General features: G+C 68.6%; 16 protein-coding genes. 1 reads left to right on the top strand and 15 read right to left on the bottom strand.

The genetic code is table 11. The features are described from left to right. Positions 1 to 105: 105 nt before the first annotated feature. From ABZ412_RS01045 to ABZ412_RS01020, 6 genes are all read right to left on the bottom strand, one after another. Positions 106 to 756 carry a ribonuclease H gene (locus ABZ412_RS01045; RefSeq protein WP_357274815.1) on the bottom strand — a complete coding sequence of 217 codons (651 nt, stop codon included), beginning with the start codon at positions 754 to 756 and terminating at the stop codon, positions 106 to 108. Positions 757 to 766: 10 nt separating this feature from the next. Beyond that, positions 767 to 1,267: an SRPBCC family protein gene (locus ABZ412_RS01040; RefSeq protein ID WP_357274813.1), complete on the bottom strand. Its 501-nt coding sequence runs from the start codon at positions 1,265 to 1,267 to the stop codon at positions 767 to 769. A gap of 51 nt (positions 1,268 to 1,318) precedes the next feature. Next, positions 1,319 to 2,512, bottom strand: a complete 1,194-nt coding sequence (gene lhgO, locus ABZ412_RS01035) for an L-2-hydroxyglutarate oxidase (RefSeq protein ID WP_357274811.1) — start codon at positions 2,510 to 2,512, stop codon at positions 1,319 to 1,321. A gap of 10 nt (positions 2,513 to 2,522) precedes the next feature. Further along, a complete protein-coding gene (locus ABZ412_RS01030) occupies positions 2,523 to 3,224 on the bottom strand; it encodes a hypothetical protein (RefSeq protein ID WP_357274808.1) in 702 nt (233 codons plus the stop codon). 381 nt (positions 3,225 to 3,605) lie between these two features. After that, on the bottom strand, positions 3,606 to 4,397 hold the full coding sequence (locus ABZ412_RS01025) for a TIGR03084 family metal-binding protein (RefSeq protein WP_357274806.1): 792 nt from the start codon (positions 4,395 to 4,397) through the stop codon (positions 3,606 to 3,608). An 87-nt stretch (positions 4,398 to 4,484) separates the two neighbouring features. After that, positions 4,485 to 5,840, bottom strand: coding sequence for a hypothetical protein (locus ABZ412_RS01020; protein WP_357274804.1), 1,356 nt, complete (start codon positions 5,838 to 5,840; stop codon positions 4,485 to 4,487). Between the two features lie 227 nt (positions 5,841 to 6,067). Here ABZ412_RS01020 and ABZ412_RS01015 point away from each other — a divergent pair, with 227 nt between their 5' ends. After that, positions 6,068 to 7,144 (top strand): metallophosphoesterase, encoded by a 1,077-nt coding sequence (locus ABZ412_RS01015; protein ID WP_357274802.1) that lies wholly within the window; start codon positions 6,068 to 6,070, stop codon positions 7,142 to 7,144. 23 nt (positions 7,145 to 7,167) lie between these two features. Here ABZ412_RS01015 and ABZ412_RS01010 read toward each other — a convergent pair whose 3' ends face one another. The 9 genes from ABZ412_RS01010 to ABZ412_RS00970 form a co-directional block, all read right to left on the bottom strand. Continuing rightward, positions 7,168 to 8,175 (bottom strand): zinc-binding dehydrogenase, encoded by a 1,008-nt coding sequence (locus ABZ412_RS01010; protein ID WP_357274800.1) that lies wholly within the window; start codon positions 8,173 to 8,175, stop codon positions 7,168 to 7,170. 4 nt (positions 8,176 to 8,179) lie between these two features. Then, positions 8,180 to 8,752 carry a WHG domain-containing protein gene (locus tag ABZ412_RS01005; protein ID WP_357274797.1) on the bottom strand — a complete coding sequence of 191 codons (573 nt, stop codon included), beginning with the start codon at positions 8,750 to 8,752 and terminating at the stop codon, positions 8,180 to 8,182. Beyond that, a complete protein-coding gene (locus ABZ412_RS01000; RefSeq protein WP_357274795.1) occupies positions 8,745 to 9,596 on the bottom strand; it encodes an alpha/beta hydrolase in 852 nt (283 codons plus the stop codon). The genes ABZ412_RS01005 and ABZ412_RS01000 overlap by 8 nt, the downstream gene beginning before the upstream one ends. 67 nt (positions 9,597 to 9,663) lie before the next feature. After that, positions 9,664 to 11,382 (bottom strand): fatty acid--CoA ligase FadD11, encoded by a 1,719-nt coding sequence (gene fadD11 / locus ABZ412_RS00995; protein ID WP_357274793.1) that lies wholly within the window; start codon positions 11,380 to 11,382, stop codon positions 9,664 to 9,666. Beyond that, positions 11,379 to 12,212: a short-chain dehydrogenase/reductase gene (locus ABZ412_RS00990; protein ID WP_357274790.1), complete on the bottom strand. Its 834-nt coding sequence runs from the start codon at positions 12,210 to 12,212 to the stop codon at positions 11,379 to 11,381. The genes fadD11 and ABZ412_RS00990 overlap by 4 nt, the downstream gene beginning before the upstream one ends. Then, positions 12,212 to 13,675, bottom strand: coding sequence for an NAD(P)/FAD-dependent oxidoreductase (locus tag ABZ412_RS00985; protein ID WP_357274788.1), 1,464 nt, complete (start codon positions 13,673 to 13,675; stop codon positions 12,212 to 12,214). Before ABZ412_RS00985 ends, ABZ412_RS00990 begins: the two co-directional genes overlap by 1 nt. Further along, positions 13,672 to 14,181 carry an SRPBCC family protein gene (locus tag ABZ412_RS00980; RefSeq protein WP_357274786.1) on the bottom strand — a complete coding sequence of 170 codons (510 nt, stop codon included), beginning with the start codon at positions 14,179 to 14,181 and terminating at the stop codon, positions 13,672 to 13,674. The genes ABZ412_RS00985 and ABZ412_RS00980 overlap by 4 nt, the downstream gene beginning before the upstream one ends. Before the next feature lie 23 nt (positions 14,182 to 14,204). Continuing rightward, entirely contained in the window at positions 14,205 to 15,227 is a 1,023-nt protein-coding gene (locus ABZ412_RS00975; RefSeq protein WP_357274783.1) for a PDR/VanB family oxidoreductase, read from the bottom strand. After that, positions 15,224 to 16,105 (bottom strand): metal-dependent hydrolase, encoded by an 882-nt coding sequence (locus ABZ412_RS00970; RefSeq protein WP_357274781.1) that lies wholly within the window; start codon positions 16,103 to 16,105, stop codon positions 15,224 to 15,226. Before ABZ412_RS00970 ends, ABZ412_RS00975 begins: the two co-directional genes overlap by 4 nt. Positions 16,106 to 16,191: the final 86 nt, after the last annotated feature.

Here is a 16,191-nt window from a genome sequence, read left to right as displayed (position 1 = left end):
GAAAAGGGCCCGCCCCCGGATCTTTCCGGAGGTGGGCCCTTCTGGTTGTATCGCGGCGTTATCGTCGCAGGTAGGCGCGCTGCACCCGGGTCCTCGGGGCTGTTCTCAGAACAGTGTGAGTGCCTCGGTGACAGGCGCTTTGGCGGCGGCGGCCCGGCGGCGCGGGGTGGCCGGTGCGGAATGCGCGGTCGCGCCGATCTTCTCGGCCGGTTCCGCGGGCGCGGTCACCGGCAGCGGCTCGGTCTTGGGTTCCACGACCGGGATCGGCGCGGTGGGCGGATCGAAGGGCTCCGGCTGACCGGCATCGGAGTCGGTGGTCTGCCCGGTGGCGGCGGCCTGGCGGGCCGCCTGTCCGGCCAGGGTGTCGGCCTGTTCGTTGAAGTAGTTGCCGACGTGGCCGCGCACCCAGCGGAACCGGACCGGACCGGGGCGGGTGGCGATGGCGCGATCGATCTGCTGGATCAGTTCGACATTCTTGACCGCCGCGCCGGTCGAGGTCTTCCAGCCGTTGTTGCGCCAGCCGTGGATCCACTCGGAGGCGCATTTGATGGCGTAGAGCGAATCGCTCTCGATGAGTAGGGGTTCGGCGCTCGGATGGGCCCGGACGGCCTCGAGTAGCGCGCGCAGTTCCGCGATCTGATTGGTGCCCGAGGGCCCGCCGCCGCTGGCCGAGCCGCCCGCGTGATTGACCCAGGCCCAGCCGATCGCCCCGCCCGGATTGCGCAGGCATGATCCGTCGGTGCTCACGATGATCATGCGGCCTACCCTACGCGATCCGGCCGACAAGATCGGTGCCGTGGAATTCCTCTATCTCCCTGCGCAATTGCGATTCGGTCTGCCGGACCGTGGCCTGCACCAATGCGGCCAGCGCCGCGGAGAGCAACTTGCCGGTGACACCGCGCGGCGCCCAGTATTCGGTCTCCGAGGTCAGCACCGCGCGTCCGTACCCGAGTGGGTCGAAGCGCAGGGTGATGACACAGAAGTTGGAGCACGCCGACGCCGGCTTCCCCTTCCGGCGTCGGCGCAGTGTGTACTCGATGACCGCGTTGCGGCGGTAGTCGGTGATCTCACACTCGATCGTGGGGTGCCACAGGCCGACGCGCAGCGTCGCGGCGAATACCGCTCCGAGACCATGGTCGGAATCCCCGACCGGCTCGAAGGCGGCCACGCCGAACGCCCAGTCCGGCACGAACTGATGGTTGTCCGTATATGTGAACGCGACTTCCACCGGTGCGCCGACATCACTCGCGTACTTGAAATGGCCCATAGGCTGCTCCCTGTCCCACGGCTGCCATCAAAAGTACTACAGCAATCCTATTTATTGAACGGAGTCGCCCAATCGATCCACGATGTACTCGGCGATCGGCAGCGCGGAGGTGGCCGCCGGGGACGGTGCGTTGAGCACATGCACCGAGCGCGGGGTGCGCTCGAGCAGGAAGTCGTGAGCCAGGCTACCGTCGCGCAGCACCGCTTGGGCGCGGATACCGGCCTCCCGTGGCAACAGGTCGGCGGCCGTCAACTCCGGGCAGTAGCGGCGGCATTCGGCCAGGTAGCCGCGCTTGAACAGGGAGTTGCGCAGCTCCCGCAGCCCGGTGCGGACATTGGCGGCGGCCACCTTGTGAAAACCGCGGTAGCCCAGGATCTCCCGGGCGTCACGCAGATTCACGCTGCCCTTGCGGTACCCCTCGCGGGCCAGGCCGAGCACGGCATTGGGCCCGACGGTCAGCGCGCCGTCGATGGTGGGGCTCAGATGCACCCCCAGGAACGGCAATTCGGGATCCGGGATCGGGTAGATGAGGGTGTTCACCAGATCTTTGCGGTGCGGCGGCAGTTGGTAGTACTCGCCGCGGAAGGGCACGATGCGCAGATCGATGTCGAGTCGCGCCAGTCGCGCCATCCGGTCGGCCTGCAGGCCCGCGCACACCACCAGCCGCCGGGTCTGCCAGGTGCCGGGCGGACCGGAAATTGTTACCGCTGAGTCTGTTTCGGTGATAGCGGCGATCTCCGCGTTCAGGACGATCTCGCCCCCGGCCGCGCGCACGTCCTCGGCCAGCGCCCGGGTCACCTTGCCGTAGTCGATGATGCCGGTGCTCGCCACGAACAGGGCCCCGACCCCGGTGATCCGCGGCTCCCGTCGCACCAGTTCGGCGGCGTCGAGCAATTCCACCTCGACCCCGTTGGCGACCGACCGCTCGTAGAGCGCGAGCATCCGCGCGTGCTCTGCCGCATCGGTGGCCACCAGCAGTTTTCCGCATTCCTCGAACGGAATGTGGTGTGCCGCCGCGAATTCCTTGGTCAGCTCCGCGCCGCGCACGCACAGCCGCGCCTTCAGGCTTCCGGGCTCGTAGTAGATGCCGGAGTGGATGACCCCGCTGTTGTGCCCGGTCTGGTGCAGGCCCAGCTGTCCGGCCTTCTCCACCAGCAGCAGGCTCGCCCCCGGGTGACGCTGGAGAATGCGGCGCGCGGTCGCCACCCCGACGATGCCCCCGCCGATCACGCAGTAGTCGTACACACCGGAAGTCTCACACAGTGACGGTCGCGGAGTCTGCTCCGTGGACGACGTTCGTATCGGCCGCGGCCGGGACCGGATGCCGGGCGATCTGCAGGCCGTAGGTGCCCAGCGCCGGATCCGACAGGGTCAGCGTCACGTCGCCGCGGCTGTTCACATCGGTGCGCAGCCGGGTGTTGGCGGTCGGATCGGTGGTGATCCCCAGCTGCTGCCCGAGTGGCGAGTTCAGCAGCACGTCGGCCACGGTGGCGAAGACGTTGGTGTCGAGGGTGAGGGTCACCGTCTCGTGCTGAACCCCGGCCAGCTGCGCGCCCACATAGGTGGTGCCGAGCCGGAGCTGACCGGCCAGCGGCCGCGGCGCCTCGGCCGCGGGAGCGGTGCCCGGGGTGTGGTCCGGAATCACCTGCGCCACCGCGGAATCCAGTGGATATCCGCTGAAAAGCGAGGTCAGCGTGATCTTCTCGGCGATCGGCGCGCCGAGCTGGACGCCCGGCCGATCGGTGGCGGGGCCGGGCGCGGCGAGCGCCGGGCGTCCGGCCGGTGTGGTGGTCGTGAGCTTGCCGGGCCGCTGGGCCATCTCGTTGGCGATGTACGAGCCCGCCGCGACGGTCAGCCCGATGCTGGCCATGCTGGCGGTGACGATGGCGCTGTAGCGGATCACCTGGGCTGTTCGCCGGGTCGACCGGGCGGCCTGGGTCGCCAATTGATGCGACATGACTGGTGCGTCCTCTCCCTCTCCCCTGGGGCCCCCTGCGCAACGCAGACCCGCACCATTGAAAGTCGTACGCACGTCCAGATTACGGTGGCGGCGGGTACCACATGCCTGGGGTGAGACCAGGATCACTATCGAGAAAGGTTGGGCATCATCAGGTTTTCGGCAGCGAAAGCCTGGGTAAAAACTTGTTAGCGGCGAGCGCCAACTCGACTGCCATCGAAGAGACCTCCGGCCAACGGCGTCCGGTCGGCACCAGGCACGGCGCACCCAGGCTGGCGCTCGCTCGCTCCCTCCCGGTCGGTCGGGCATTGCCCGGACCGCTGGGAGAAAAGCCCCTGTGGGAATTGGGGATTCTGGTCGGAGGCCGGGATCGACGGCGGGTCAGCCGAACTGGCCCGCCGTTCTGCCGCTTCCGGGCGGACCGGCGAAGGCCTGGGCCAGGCCCAGCCATTCCAACGCCTCCTCGCCCCGCACCTCGAGAGCCAGATCGTCGAGATGGCGACGCTGGGTGACCAGCTGGCAGAAATCCCAGGCCGGACCGCTGATCCGCTGCGCGGCGTCGTCCGGGCCCCAGGTCCACAGACTGCCATCGGGCGCGGTCAGCTCGATGCGGAACTCCTCGGCGGGAGCGGTCTTGCCGTGCGTCATGTACGCGAAGTTCCGGGTCCGGACGCCGATGTGCGCGATGTGCCGCAGCCGCGCGGTGGGCTCCCGGGTGAGGCCCAGCGTGTCGGCCACGTCCTGGCCGTGCGCCCAGGTCTCCATCAGGCGGGCGGTGACCATGGAGGCGGGGCTCATGGGCGGGCCGAACCAGGGCAGTTTGGTCCCGGCCGGAACGGCGCGCAGCGCCTCCACCAGGGCGGCACGGTCGCGACGCCAGTCGGCGAGCAATTGCGGCGCAGGGGTTTTCGCGCCCTCCTCGGCGGCCTCGTCGACGAAGGTGAGGGCCTTCGGCAGCGCCGCCTGCACCAGCTTGTCGAATTCGGCCGCATCGGTGGCCGCGATGGCGGCGACCTGATCGGTCCAGTTCAGGTGGGCGATCTGGTGCGCGATGGTCCACCCGGCGGCGGGCGTGTCGCGCTCCCAGCCGGTCGGATCCAGGTCCGCGATCAGCCGATCGAGATCGGCGCATTCGGCGGTGAAGTCGGCGAGCAATGCCTCGAGATCGGCCACGGGCCCAGCATCGCAGCCGTCCCGGAAAAATGCAAGCATGCGTGCTTGATTTCCTGGGCTGCCGGAGAGTTGCTCCGAAAGGGCTGTCTACCAGCCGAAAAGGATCAGATGCACGGCCCCGACCACCAGGCCCAGGGCGGCGCCGTGGAGATACAGCAGCCAGGCGTCCTGCTCGACGGAGGCGTAGAACATCTCCATGAACTCGCCCGGCGTGAGCTGCTGCAGCTTGCGGGCCGCGAACTCGTCGATCTTCTTGGCCTGCGCGGCCGCGAATTCCGGATCGTCGGCCAGGCTCGGGGCCAGCCCTACCGCCGCGGTGGTCGCGCCGATCTTCAGATTGTCGAACTGCCGCTTGCCGAACACGGTCCGCACCACCGAGTGCGTCGGCCCGAGCTGGCGGTGGATCTCCTTGGCGATGAGCCGTTCCAGCAGCTGCCGGGTCTTGTCACCGTTGGGGCCGCTGAGCAGTTCGCCCGCCAGGTTCGGCAGGGTCAGCACCTGGTAGGCCAGGATGTGGGCCAGATCGGCGGCGGCCTCGGGCTGCCGCTTGGCCAGCAGCGCCTGCTTCCACAGGTACTTGTACCAAGGCTGGGGATCGCCCGGCTCGAACACCATCTTGACGGCGATGACATTGACCAGCACGCCGATGGTCGCGGTCGCGGACAGGATGACCAGCCACGGCGGGATCCAGCCCAGCACCGGAATGCTCTGGTGCACATGCATGTACAGCGCGAGCAGCAGGCCGAACGGCGCGCCCAGCAGGCCGATGCGGACCATGAACTTGAGTTCCGGTGCGGCGATGGTGGTGGTCAGGTCCTTGAGGATCTCCGGGTTCTCCCGCAGATACCGGATGACGAAGTCCTTGATGTCGATCAGCTGGTCGACATTGTCGCCGAGCTGGTCGAAGGCGGTCCGGGCCAGCGACGGCAGTTCGCGTTCGATGCGCTGGTAGAGCGCATTGCGCACGGACTTGGGCACCGCGCCCCACAGGTCAGGGTTCTCCTTGCTCATGATCTCGTCGACCATGCCCGGCACCTGTTTGCGGCCCACCTCGGCGATGTGGTCGGCGATGCCCTCGAGGTCGAGTTCGCGAATGAAGTCCTTGGGACTGCCGATCCGCATGATGGCCACGTCCACACAGATGCTGGCCATCTTCTCGGCGCGCGCGGGGATGAAGCCCTGGAAGCCGAGCTGCCTGCCGTCGCCGGAGAAGGTGGGCAGCACCTGGACGCGGCGCGGCAGGTAGGGGTAGAGGATCTCGAGGCCGGGCACCCGGAAACCCTTGAAGTAGACCGGCCAGAACAACATCAGCACGCCGGTCCAGTTGGTGAGCCAGCCGGCGATGGCGCTGAAGATGGGGAAGCTGATCAGATCGACCACGAGTTTGGACTGGCCCGTCAGTTGTTCCCAATCCAGGAACAGGCCCGAGGCCAGTGTCGTCATTGCGGGGTCCCCCTACGGCCGAGCTCGTGGTGAGAAATCAGATCCCCAACACTCTCATCGGTCCGAGTCGCTGTCAAAAGGTCCTGGCCTGGAAGAACGTGTCGTGTCGTGCCGGTGTGGGCGGGGTCATGGCAACGTACTCTGCGGCGGGTCCGGGAGTTCGGAATACTGGTCAACCGACCAGGGTGGTAGTCGGGGAGTCCAGGGTGACAGGCAGGGAGCAGAGTATGACCGTCGATCGTCGGGCCTTCATCGGCGGCACCGCCGCCGCGGCAATGGGCGGCGCTGCGGCGCTGACCGTGGGCGCGGCGCCCGCGCAGGCCGAGAACGCCCCGGCCGTCGGTAAATTCGCCTTCCCTGACGCGCAGCGGCTGCGCGTGCTCGTCACCGGCGACGCGGGCACCGGCGCGCGCCCGCAGTGGCAGGTCGCCGACGCCATGCGCGAACAGCATGCGCGCGACCCGTTCTCGCTCGCCCTCGCCCTCGGCGACAATGTCTACGAGCAGGGCCCGTGGGCCGACGACGACGCCCAGTTCGCGGCCAAGTTCGAGAACCCCAACCACGACCTCGACTTCCCCTGGCTCATGGTGCAGGGCAATCACGACAATTCCTCGATCCTGCCCGGCGATGGCGGCTGGCTGCTGCGCGGCGATCACGAGGTGGCCTATCACGCTCGCTCGGCCCGCTGGTTCATGCCGTCGCGCTATTACTCGGTGCGGGTTCCGCAGGAGAATCCGGTCGTCGAGTTCTTCGTGCTCGACCTGAATCCCGTCGCCGCTTACCTGCCCCCGCTCTTCCAGCCGTACTGGGCGGCCGACGGCCAGTTCATGACCGAGCAGGCGGCCTGGCTGGACCGCGCTCTCGACGAGTCCCCCGCGCCCTGGAAGATCGCCTGCACCCACCATCCGTACCGCAACAATGGGCCGCACGGGAACGCCGGCGAATACGACGGATTGACCATCGGCCCGATCGACGGCCGCCACGCGCGGGACTTCTTCGAGGCGCACGTGGTCGGCCGCTGTCAGTTCCTGCTGTCGGGCCACGATCATTCGCTGCAGGTGCTCGAACCCACCACCGCGTCGAAGGGCACCCGGCAGATCATCTCCGGCGCGGCCGCGAAATCCGTGCACGGCGAACCGTCCTCGGGCGGCGAGGGCAGCCCCAACGTCGCGCTCTACGAGAACTACAACGATCTGGGCTTCATGGTCCTGGACCTGACCCCCGCCGCCGCGGACCTGGGGGTCTACACCGTCGACCTCTCGAACGGCCAGTCCGCCAACGTCTTCCAACGTCGGCTCGGCTAGCCCGCACCAGGCACGCTCGTCGCCTACGGTTTCAGGACGATCCGGATCGGGTTGCCTTCCTTGGCCTCCAGGGCGTGCACGGCCTTGGGGGCGTCGGCGAGCGGCACCACGGCGCTCACCGAGCGCGCGAAGTCGATTCGTTGCAGCCCTTGGAGTTTCACCAGCTGGGTGACATGCTCCGGTGCGGACCCGTAGTGCCCGCGCAGCTGCTGCTGGAAGAAGCTGAACGCGGTGCCGCCGGTAATGGTGATCGGCTTGTCCGTCAGCCCGACCAGCACCAGGCGGCCCTGCGGTGCGAGGCAGGTGACCGCTTGTTCGCGCACCGGCGCCACGCCCGCGAAGTCGAAAGCCGCGGCCAGACCGGTGCCGCTGGCCTGGAAGATCTTGGCGCGCAGGTCCGGATCGGCCGGATCGAACGCCAGATCCGCGCCGAAGGACAGCGCGCGCTCACGGGCGGCGGGCAGCGGATCGATCGCGATGATGGGTGCGGCCCCGACCAGGCGCAATAACTGGATCCCGTGCGCGCCGAGCCCGCCGACACCCCAGACGCCCACGGCCTCACCGGCTTTCACCTCGGCGGTGGCGGTGATGGCCGCCCACGGCGTGGACACCGCGTCGGGGATGAAGCAGGCCTGTTCGAAGGGCAGTTCGTCGGGAATCGGGACCAGGGTGTCGACGCGGGCCAGGGTGTATTCGGCCCAGCCGCCGTCGTAGTCGACGCCGCGGGTGAAGGTGGCGCCGCCGCGCAGTTCGCCCGCCTGCAACAGGACTCGATCGCCGACCTTCGCGGTGGTGACCCCCGGTCCGAGGGTGTGGACGGTGCCCGCGACCTCGTGGCCGAGCGTCACCACGTCGCCGCGCAGGAACAGCGGGGTGAGGGTGCCGTCGATGAGGTGCACGTCGGACAGGCACACACCGGCGGCTTCGACCTTGACCAGCACGTGGTCCGGGCCGGGTTCCGGGATCGGCACCCGGTCCAGTTCGAGTCGGCGTTCGGGTCCCAGATGGAGTCGTGCGGCCAGCATCGTCATCGGCTCATCGTAGGCCGATGTCGGTGAGTCCACGGTCGAGAAAACGGATCATCCAGACGAAACTCTGCTCGGCGTCGTCGCTCCACTGGAAGCCGTCGGAGGCCTGCAGGCTGGCGAAACCGTGGAAGGTGGAGCGCAGCGTGCGCAGCGCGTGCACCATCTCGTCGGCGCCGATGCCGTAGCCGCGCAGCACCGCCTCCATGGATTCCAGCAGCCGCGAACCCGATTGCAGCAGTGGGTCGTCCGGCCCGGTGAAGCGCGCGCCCACGGTGGCGGCGTACCGGCCCGGATGTTCGACCACGTAGCCGCGGAAGGCGTTGGCGAAGGCGGTGAGCGCGTCGCGGCCCGCGAGTCCGTGCATGGCGTCGCGGACCCGGGCGTCGAGTTCGGCCATGGCGAGCGCGGCGATGCCGTGCCGCAGATCGGCCAAGCTCTCGATGTGCTTGTACAGCGACGGCGTGCGCACTCCGAGCCGCTGCGCGAGCGCGCCCAGCGCCAGGTCGCCGAAGCCGACCTCGTCGGCGAGGGCGGCGCCGGCGGCGATGACGTCGGGCCGGTTCAGCCCGACCCTAGGCATGGTGTTCCTTCAGGAATGGCAGCATCAGTTCGGCGGTGCGCTCGGCGGCCTCGAACTGCGGGTAGTGGCCGGTGCCCTCGATCAGGCCCAGGCTGCCCAGTCCGGCGGGCAGAGCGGCGACGATGCGCTGGCCCTCGGCCTCGGGGCTCGGGAAGTCCGGGTCGGCGGTGCCCATCAGGATGAGCGCGGGCCGGGTCACGTTGGGCACCTGGGCTTCCGCGTCGGCCGGGGTGGACTTGCCGCATTTCATGAACTCGGCCATGCGACCGGGCTCGTTCAGCTTCGCGGCCACCTCGCCCAGGTAGGTGTCGAGGTCGGCGGGCTGGGACGGCATGGCCACCCGCAGGTACTTCAGCCACTGCCCGATGCTCTTGAACATCATGGTCCCCATCAGCGGGACCATGCCGCGGCGGTGGCGCGCGTTGGTGAAAAGCGCTCCCACGTCGGCCTTCTGGGTGAGGGTGAAGGGGTTGATCTCCACGATCGCCCGCACCAGGTCCGGCCGCAGCGCGGCGGCGATGGTGGCCGAGCCGCCCGAGAGCGAATGGCCCACCACGATGGCGGGACCGCCGCCCAGCTTTTCGATGACGGCCAGCAGGTCGTGGGCGACATCGGTGCGGCTGATGGCCGCCTTGCCGGTCTCCGACGCCCAGTCCAGGCTGGATTCGCCGTGGCCGCGCATATCGGTGTTGACCACCCGGTATCCGGCCGCCGCCAGCAGGGGGGCGAGGCGCCGGTTCACGGTGCGGTCGATGCCCATCCCATGGGACAGCACCACCAGCGGGCCGGTGCCCTGCTCGTCGTATGCGATCCGGCCGCCGTCGATGTCCACGTACTGCGTCATGGTCCTGTCGCTCTCTGGGGGTAGCTAACTGCGATAGCTATAAAGCTAATCGAGTTAGCCAACCGCGTCAACCCCTGACTTCGTAGAGTTCGTCGATCTCCTTCGCGTACTTGGCGGCAATGGCCTTGCGCTTGAGCTTCATGGTCAGCGTGATCTCGTCGCCGCCCGCCTCCCAGAAGGTCGGCAGCACCACGAACCGCTTGATCTGCTCCACCCGGGACAGGCGTTCGTTCCCGGCGGCCACCCCGGCCGCGATCGCCTCGAGCACCGCCGGGTCGGCGAATCGCTCCCCGGTCTCCTCGTCGAGCACGATCAGCGCCGTGTTGTACGGCCGACCGTCACCGATCACCGCCATGGCCCCGATCAGCGGGGTCGCGGCTTTCACCGTGTTCTCGATGTGGGTGGGCGACATGTTCTTACCTGCCGCGTTGATGATCAGTTCCTTCTTGCGGTCCACGACCGTGAGGAATCCGTCCGCGTCGACGGTGATGATGTCGCCGGTGGACAGCCAGCCCTCCGCGTCGATCGCCTCCGTGGTCTGCTCGGGCAGCCCTCGATACCCCTTCATCACCAGTGGTCCGCGCACCTGGAGCTCACCGTCGGCGGTGTGTCGGGCCGCCATGCCGGGCAATAGTTTTCCGACCGTGCCGAGTTTCGCGTCGTCCGGATGGGAGACGCTGCAGATGCACGACAGCTCCGACATGCCCCAGATCTCCGCGATCGGAATACCCAGTCCGGCAAAAAATCCCAGGGTCTGCGGCGGAATCGGCGCTGCTCCCGACAGCGCCCAGCGCAGCCGGTCGAACCCCAGAGCGGCCCGCAGGTGTCGCAGCACCAAGTCGTCGGCGCGCTTCCAATCCGCGGCGACATCCTCGGGCACGGCTGCGCCGGCCAGCTGGTAGCCGCTGCGGGTGGCAGCCACCGACAGCGCCCACTCCATCGCCGCCCGCCGATCCACGTCCGGTTCGTTGGCGACCTTGAATTCGATTGCGGCCTTGAGCTTCTCCCACACCCGGGGCACCGCACCCCACACGGTCGGCTTCAGATCGACCAGCGCGGGCGCGATCTCCTTGGCGTCGCTGACGCAGGTGACCTGGGTGCCGAGCACTTCCTGCACGTACAGCGCGGTGAGCCGGTCGGCGATGTGCGCGGTCGGCATGAACGACGTGATGGTGTCGCCGAATACGAACCCCAGTACCTCGGCGATCCCGCGCACCTGGAACAGCAGATTGGCGTGCGTGGTCTCCACGCCCTTGGGATTGCCGGTGGTCCCGGACGTGTAGATCAGGGTGGCGATGTCCTCCGGTCGAACGGCCCGCCATGCGGCCTCGAAGTCGAAATTGGCTGCACCGGACGTGATCAGCTCGGCGACCGTCATGGTCCCCTCGGGCGCGTCGTCGACGCAGATGATCCGATCGAGTGGCACCCCGCAGCTCCGCAACCGCTCCACGTATTGCGGCTCGCACATCACGATTCGCGCTCCCGCGTTCCCGAGCACGTACGCCAGCTGCTCGGCGGGCAGTGTGTTGTACACCGAGAACGATGTCGCTCCCAGATGCTGCGCACCGACTTCGAGGGGATAGAACTCGACCCGGTTGCTCATCATCAGCGCCACGGTGTCCCCACGCGTGACGCCGATGGTGGCTAGCCCGGCGGCGACCTCCCGCACCTGACGGGCGTAGTCCCGCCAGGTCAGAGTGCGTGTGTCGCCGGGAGTGCGCAGCGCGATCGCGTCGGGGTCTAGGGCGGCGGTGTGCTGGAATGCCGCGGGCAGGGTGTCGGTCATCGGCGGTCCTCGATCGCGTGAATGAGCTGGTGGACAGTGGGATTCGCGGCCAGTCGGCCGTCGAGTGCGACATTGATCGCGCCGCGCAGCAGGGCGTAGGGCGTCCATCCGCGCGGTGCGATGGTGCGGGCGGCGCGGCGCGCGATGCCGTCGGCGATGGTGCGAGCGGCCTGGTCGGCGGTGATGCGCACGCTCAGCGGCCAGGGCAGCAGGGCGTCCAGGCGGCGGCCGAGGTCGTCGGCGTCGAGCATGTCGTGGGTCATGGCGGTCTCGACGATGCCGAAGTAGGCGACGCCGGCGGTGGCCCCGCTCGCGGCGAGTTCCACCCGCAGGGCGCGGCCCAGCTGCTCGACCGCGGCCTTGCTCATCATGTACGGCGACCCGCCCATGCCGGGGGCGAAGGCGGCGCAGGAGGACACCACCACGACGTGTCCGCGGGCGCGGACGATGTGGTCGAGGGCGGGGTGCACGGTATTGAAGACGCCGGTCAGGTTGATGCCGAGGACGCGGTCGAAGTCGCGCGGGTCCATGGTGCGCAGGGTGGCGGGCACCGGTGTCACGCCCGCGTTGGCGACGACCACGTCCAGGCCGCCGAACCGCTCGACCGCCTCGGTGATCACGGCCGCCATCCGCGCCCGATCGGTGACGTCGGCGGTGACGGCGTGGGCGCGTTCGCCGAGGTCGAGTGCGGTTCGCCGCGCGGCGGTCGCGTCGATATCGGCGACGATCACCCGTGCGCCGCGCCGGTACAGGATGGCGGCGAGGGCCCGGCCGATGCCCTGGCCCGCGCCCGTGATCAGGACGACCTTGCCGTCGATGTCGTACTCCATCAGGCGCTCACCTCGTACGCGTCGGAATCGAACTGCTGTGTGCGCCTGCGGTACTCGAAGCTCCAGCCCGGATACAGTCCGGCATTGCCGCCGTCCGGCGTCGTGTAGTACGTCTCGCAGCCGCCGGTGAGCCACACCGTCGCCGCGCTGCGCCGGTGCATCTCGGCCACGAACGCGTCCTGTTGCGTGGCCCGCACTTCCACCCGGCGCGCGCCGCGGTCGCGCACGGTGGCGAGGGCGTCGACGATGTAGGCGATCTGCGACTCGATCATGTAGACGGCCGACTGGTTGCCCGCCGCGCCGAACGGGCCGAGGGTGCAGAAGAAGTTGGGGAAGCCGGCGACCGCTGTCCCGAGGTAGGTGCGTGGCTGTTTGCGATACAGCTCGGCGATGCTGAGGCCGTCGCGGCCGGTGATGTGTTCGAAAGCGGCGGCGAGGGGTTCGAAGCCGGTGCCGAAAACGATGGTGTCGACCGGGATTTCGACGCCTGCGCGTGTCACTACCGAGTGCGGGCGGACTTCCGCGATACCGTCGGTGACGACCTCGACATTGTCCCGCTCCAGCGCGGGCAGATAGGCGTCGGAGAAGATCGCCCGCTTGCAGCCGATCATGTAGTCCGGGGTCAGCTTCGCGCGCAGCTCCGGATCGCGGATCTGCCGTCGCAGCTGGATCCGCCCGAGCGTCTCGAACGGATGCCGGAATCGATTGTCCACGAATCCGACCAGGCCGAAGCTCTCGATCAGCGCGTACCAGGTGCCGCGAACCAGGCGCTGCGTCAAGGGAATCCGGCGCAGCATCGCGCGTTCCATCCCGAGCGTTCGCCGGTCCATGCGCGGCACGATCCAGGGCGCGGAACGCTGGAACACGGTCAGCCGCGCGGCCTTCGGCTGGATCTCGGGAATGAACTGCACCGCCGACGCGCCGGTCCCGATCACCGCGACCCGCTCCCCGGTCAGATCGTGGGAGTGGTCCCAGTGCAGGGAGTGAAATGCCGTGCCCTCGAAGGTGTCCAGCCCCGGCAGGTCCGGATACTTCGCCTCCGCGAAGATCCCGGCCGCGGCGATGAAGTAGTCCGCCGTGATCGGCCCTCGTGAGGTCTCGATCAGCCAATGCGAACGCTCCTCGTCCCAGCGCGCGTCCAGCACCTCGGTTTCGAGCCGAATGTGCCGCACCACATCGTGTTCGGTGGCGACGGCCCGGATGTACTCCAGAATCTCCGGCTGCCGCCCATACGTGCGCGACCAGTCGGGATTCGGCGCGAACGAGTAGCTGTACAACTGCGACGGCACATCGCACGCGCACCCGGGATACGTATTGGCCTGCCAGGTCCCGCCCAGATCCGCCGCGCGTTCCAGCAGCGCCAGATCCTCGAATCCGGCTTCCCGCAACTTGATCGCGAGCCCGATCCCGCCGAAGCCCGCGCCGAGGATGACGATGTTCCGGTGTTCGATGGAGTCGGTCATCGTCGGGCCTCCGCGGAAGCCGGCTGCGCCCGGCGGGTGATGCCCCGGGCGATCGTCTGGGTGACGTACCGCTGGAGTGGGCTCGCCGCGGTGAGCAGGGGTCGCAGCGCCGGGGTTCCTTCGAGGGCGAAGGTCCAGGTCAACCGTGTTCCCGTCGAGATGGGCTCGAGCCGAATGTCTTCGGCGAAGTGTTTCAGACCGGGAATCGACGCGGCGTCGACCGTGAAGGTCATTCGCGAACCGGGCTCCCAGCGGTAGAACCGCTCCAGCAGGCTGACGACGCCGCCGAGCGTGACCACCCGGGTGGTGCCTGCCCGGAAGGGGCGGGGCGACAGCCATTCGACCGAGGTGACCGCCGCCGACCAGGAGGCCAGGGCATCGTCGGCGATCAGCAGCTGCCAGACCGCCTGCGGGGTGCCGGGGAGATCGACCACGTGGACGTAGCGGTGCGCGGCGGTGGTCAGGAAGGCGTCGTCGGTGGGCGTGAGCGGGAAGCGAGTGAGCATGAGACCGTTCGGCCTTTCACTGGTCAGAGGTCGAGCACGAGCGGGCCGTCGACCGCGCGGGACACACACGTGAGCATGTGACCGGGTCGTTCGGCCTCGGTGAGCAGCCGGTCGCGATGGTCGACCGAGCCGGACAGCACGCGCGTCCGGCACGTGCCGCAGAAGCCTTGGCGGCAGGAATAGGCGACGTCGGGTCGCACTCGGCGGATGGCGTCCAGCGCGGTTTCGGCGCTGCCGACCCGCACCTCGATTCCGCTGCGCGCCAAAGTCAGAGCGAATTCCCGGCCGTCGATCACCGGTAACGCGGAGAAGCGTTCGGTGTGCAGGGAGGCCGTCGGATTCACCGCGAACAGCGTGCGCTGTGCGGCCTCCAGGACCGGCGGCGGGCCGCAGACGTAGACCGCCGCGCCGGGCTCCGCGGTCCGCAGGATCGCCGCGATATCGGGCGCGCCGCACTCGTCATCGGGGCGGATGTCGGTGTCGCCGGGCAGTTCGTCCAGGAACGGCATGGTGTCCCGGGATCGCCCCAGATAGACGAGGTGGCCGCGCTTTCCGGCCGCGCGCACCATCGGCAGGATCGGCGTGATGCCGATTCCGGCGGCGAGGAAGAGATAGGAAGGCGCGCGCTCGACGAATGTGAACGCGTTGCGGGGACCGCGAATTCGCACGGGATCGCCGGGGCGCAGCGCGTGCATCTCCACTGATCCGCCGTCACCGTCGGGCAGCCGGCGCACCGCGATCCGATAGCAGTGCTGGTCGACAGGATCGCCGCACAGCGAGTACTGCCGCTGCCGGCCGGACGGCAGGAACAGGTCCAGATGCGATCCGGGCCGCCACGCGGGCAACCGTTCCCGGCCGGGCCGCACCAGGGTCAGGCTCACCACATCCTCGGCTTCCGCCTCGGCCGTCTCGACGACGGCGTCCATGTCGAAGCCGTTGTGGCGCACCGGGTGCGGTCGCGACAGCGCGGGAGTGGTGAACACCTTCTTGTACACGTCCACCGCCGCGCCCAGCGCCCGCAGCCCGAAGGTCGGCGCGGCCGTCATGCGCGGGCCGCCGGGGAGTGCGCCAGGTAGCGCAGCGCGTTGTCCATCGAACCCAGTTGGGAGGGATGGAATCTCCGGTCCAGGTAGCGCGGCATCTCGGTGACGAAGGTGGTGAAGTTCGGAATCACCTGCCGCCGGGTCGCGCTCACGAACTGTTTCAGCCAGAACCGGCCCTTGTCCGGGCTCGGATCGCGGCGGTACAGGTACGCGGTCGACATCACGAACAGCGGCAGCAGCAGTCCACTGGCCAGCAGCCCGGTCCGGGCCCGACGCCCGTATCCTCCGTCGACGTGCATGTACGCGTCGAACACCACGCTGCGGTGCTCGACCTCCTCCGCGCCGTGCCACCGGACCAGATCCAGCATGGTCGGATCCATCCCGGCCCGTTGCAGCGCATCGGTTTCCAGCAGCCACTCGCCGATGACCGCGGTGAAATGCTCCATCCCCGCGAACAATCCGAGCCGTTCCTTCAGCCATTCCTGCTTCGCGCGCCCGGTGAGGCCGTGATCGCCGAGCACCCGATCGGTGAGCCACGCGATCTTCGAGACATACGACTCGACGTCGAGTCCGATCTCCTGCAGGTGCTTCCGCGCCCCCTCGTGGCTGCTCGCGTGCATCGACTCCTGTCCGACGAACCCCGCGACCTCTTCCCGCAACCGCTCGTCGTCGATCAATGGCAGCGCCTCGGCCAGGCAGGCCGCCATGGCCCGCTCCCCCTCCGGCAGCACCAGGTGCATGACATTCACGACGTGCGTCGCCAGCACCTCCCCGGGGATGTAGTGCATCGGCACCGACGAGAAGTCGAAATGCACGTCCCGAGCCTGAATCGCGTGGGCCTCGTCCTGATAGGAGCGCCTCGTTGCACTGTCCTCAGCCATGCCGCGACCGTAACAAAGCAACAAACACCATGGCAATGTTGCAGCCACAAATCACCGCAAATTGTTGCATCGCTGCATCCGACTGT

The sequence above is a fragment of the Nocardia sp. NPDC005746 genome (assembly GCF_040630785.1).
GTDB lineage: Bacteria > Actinomycetota > Actinomycetes > Mycobacteriales > Mycobacteriaceae > Nocardia.
The sequence above is the reverse complement of the archived record's forward strand: the minus strand, read 5'-3'. Positions and strand labels throughout refer to the sequence as shown.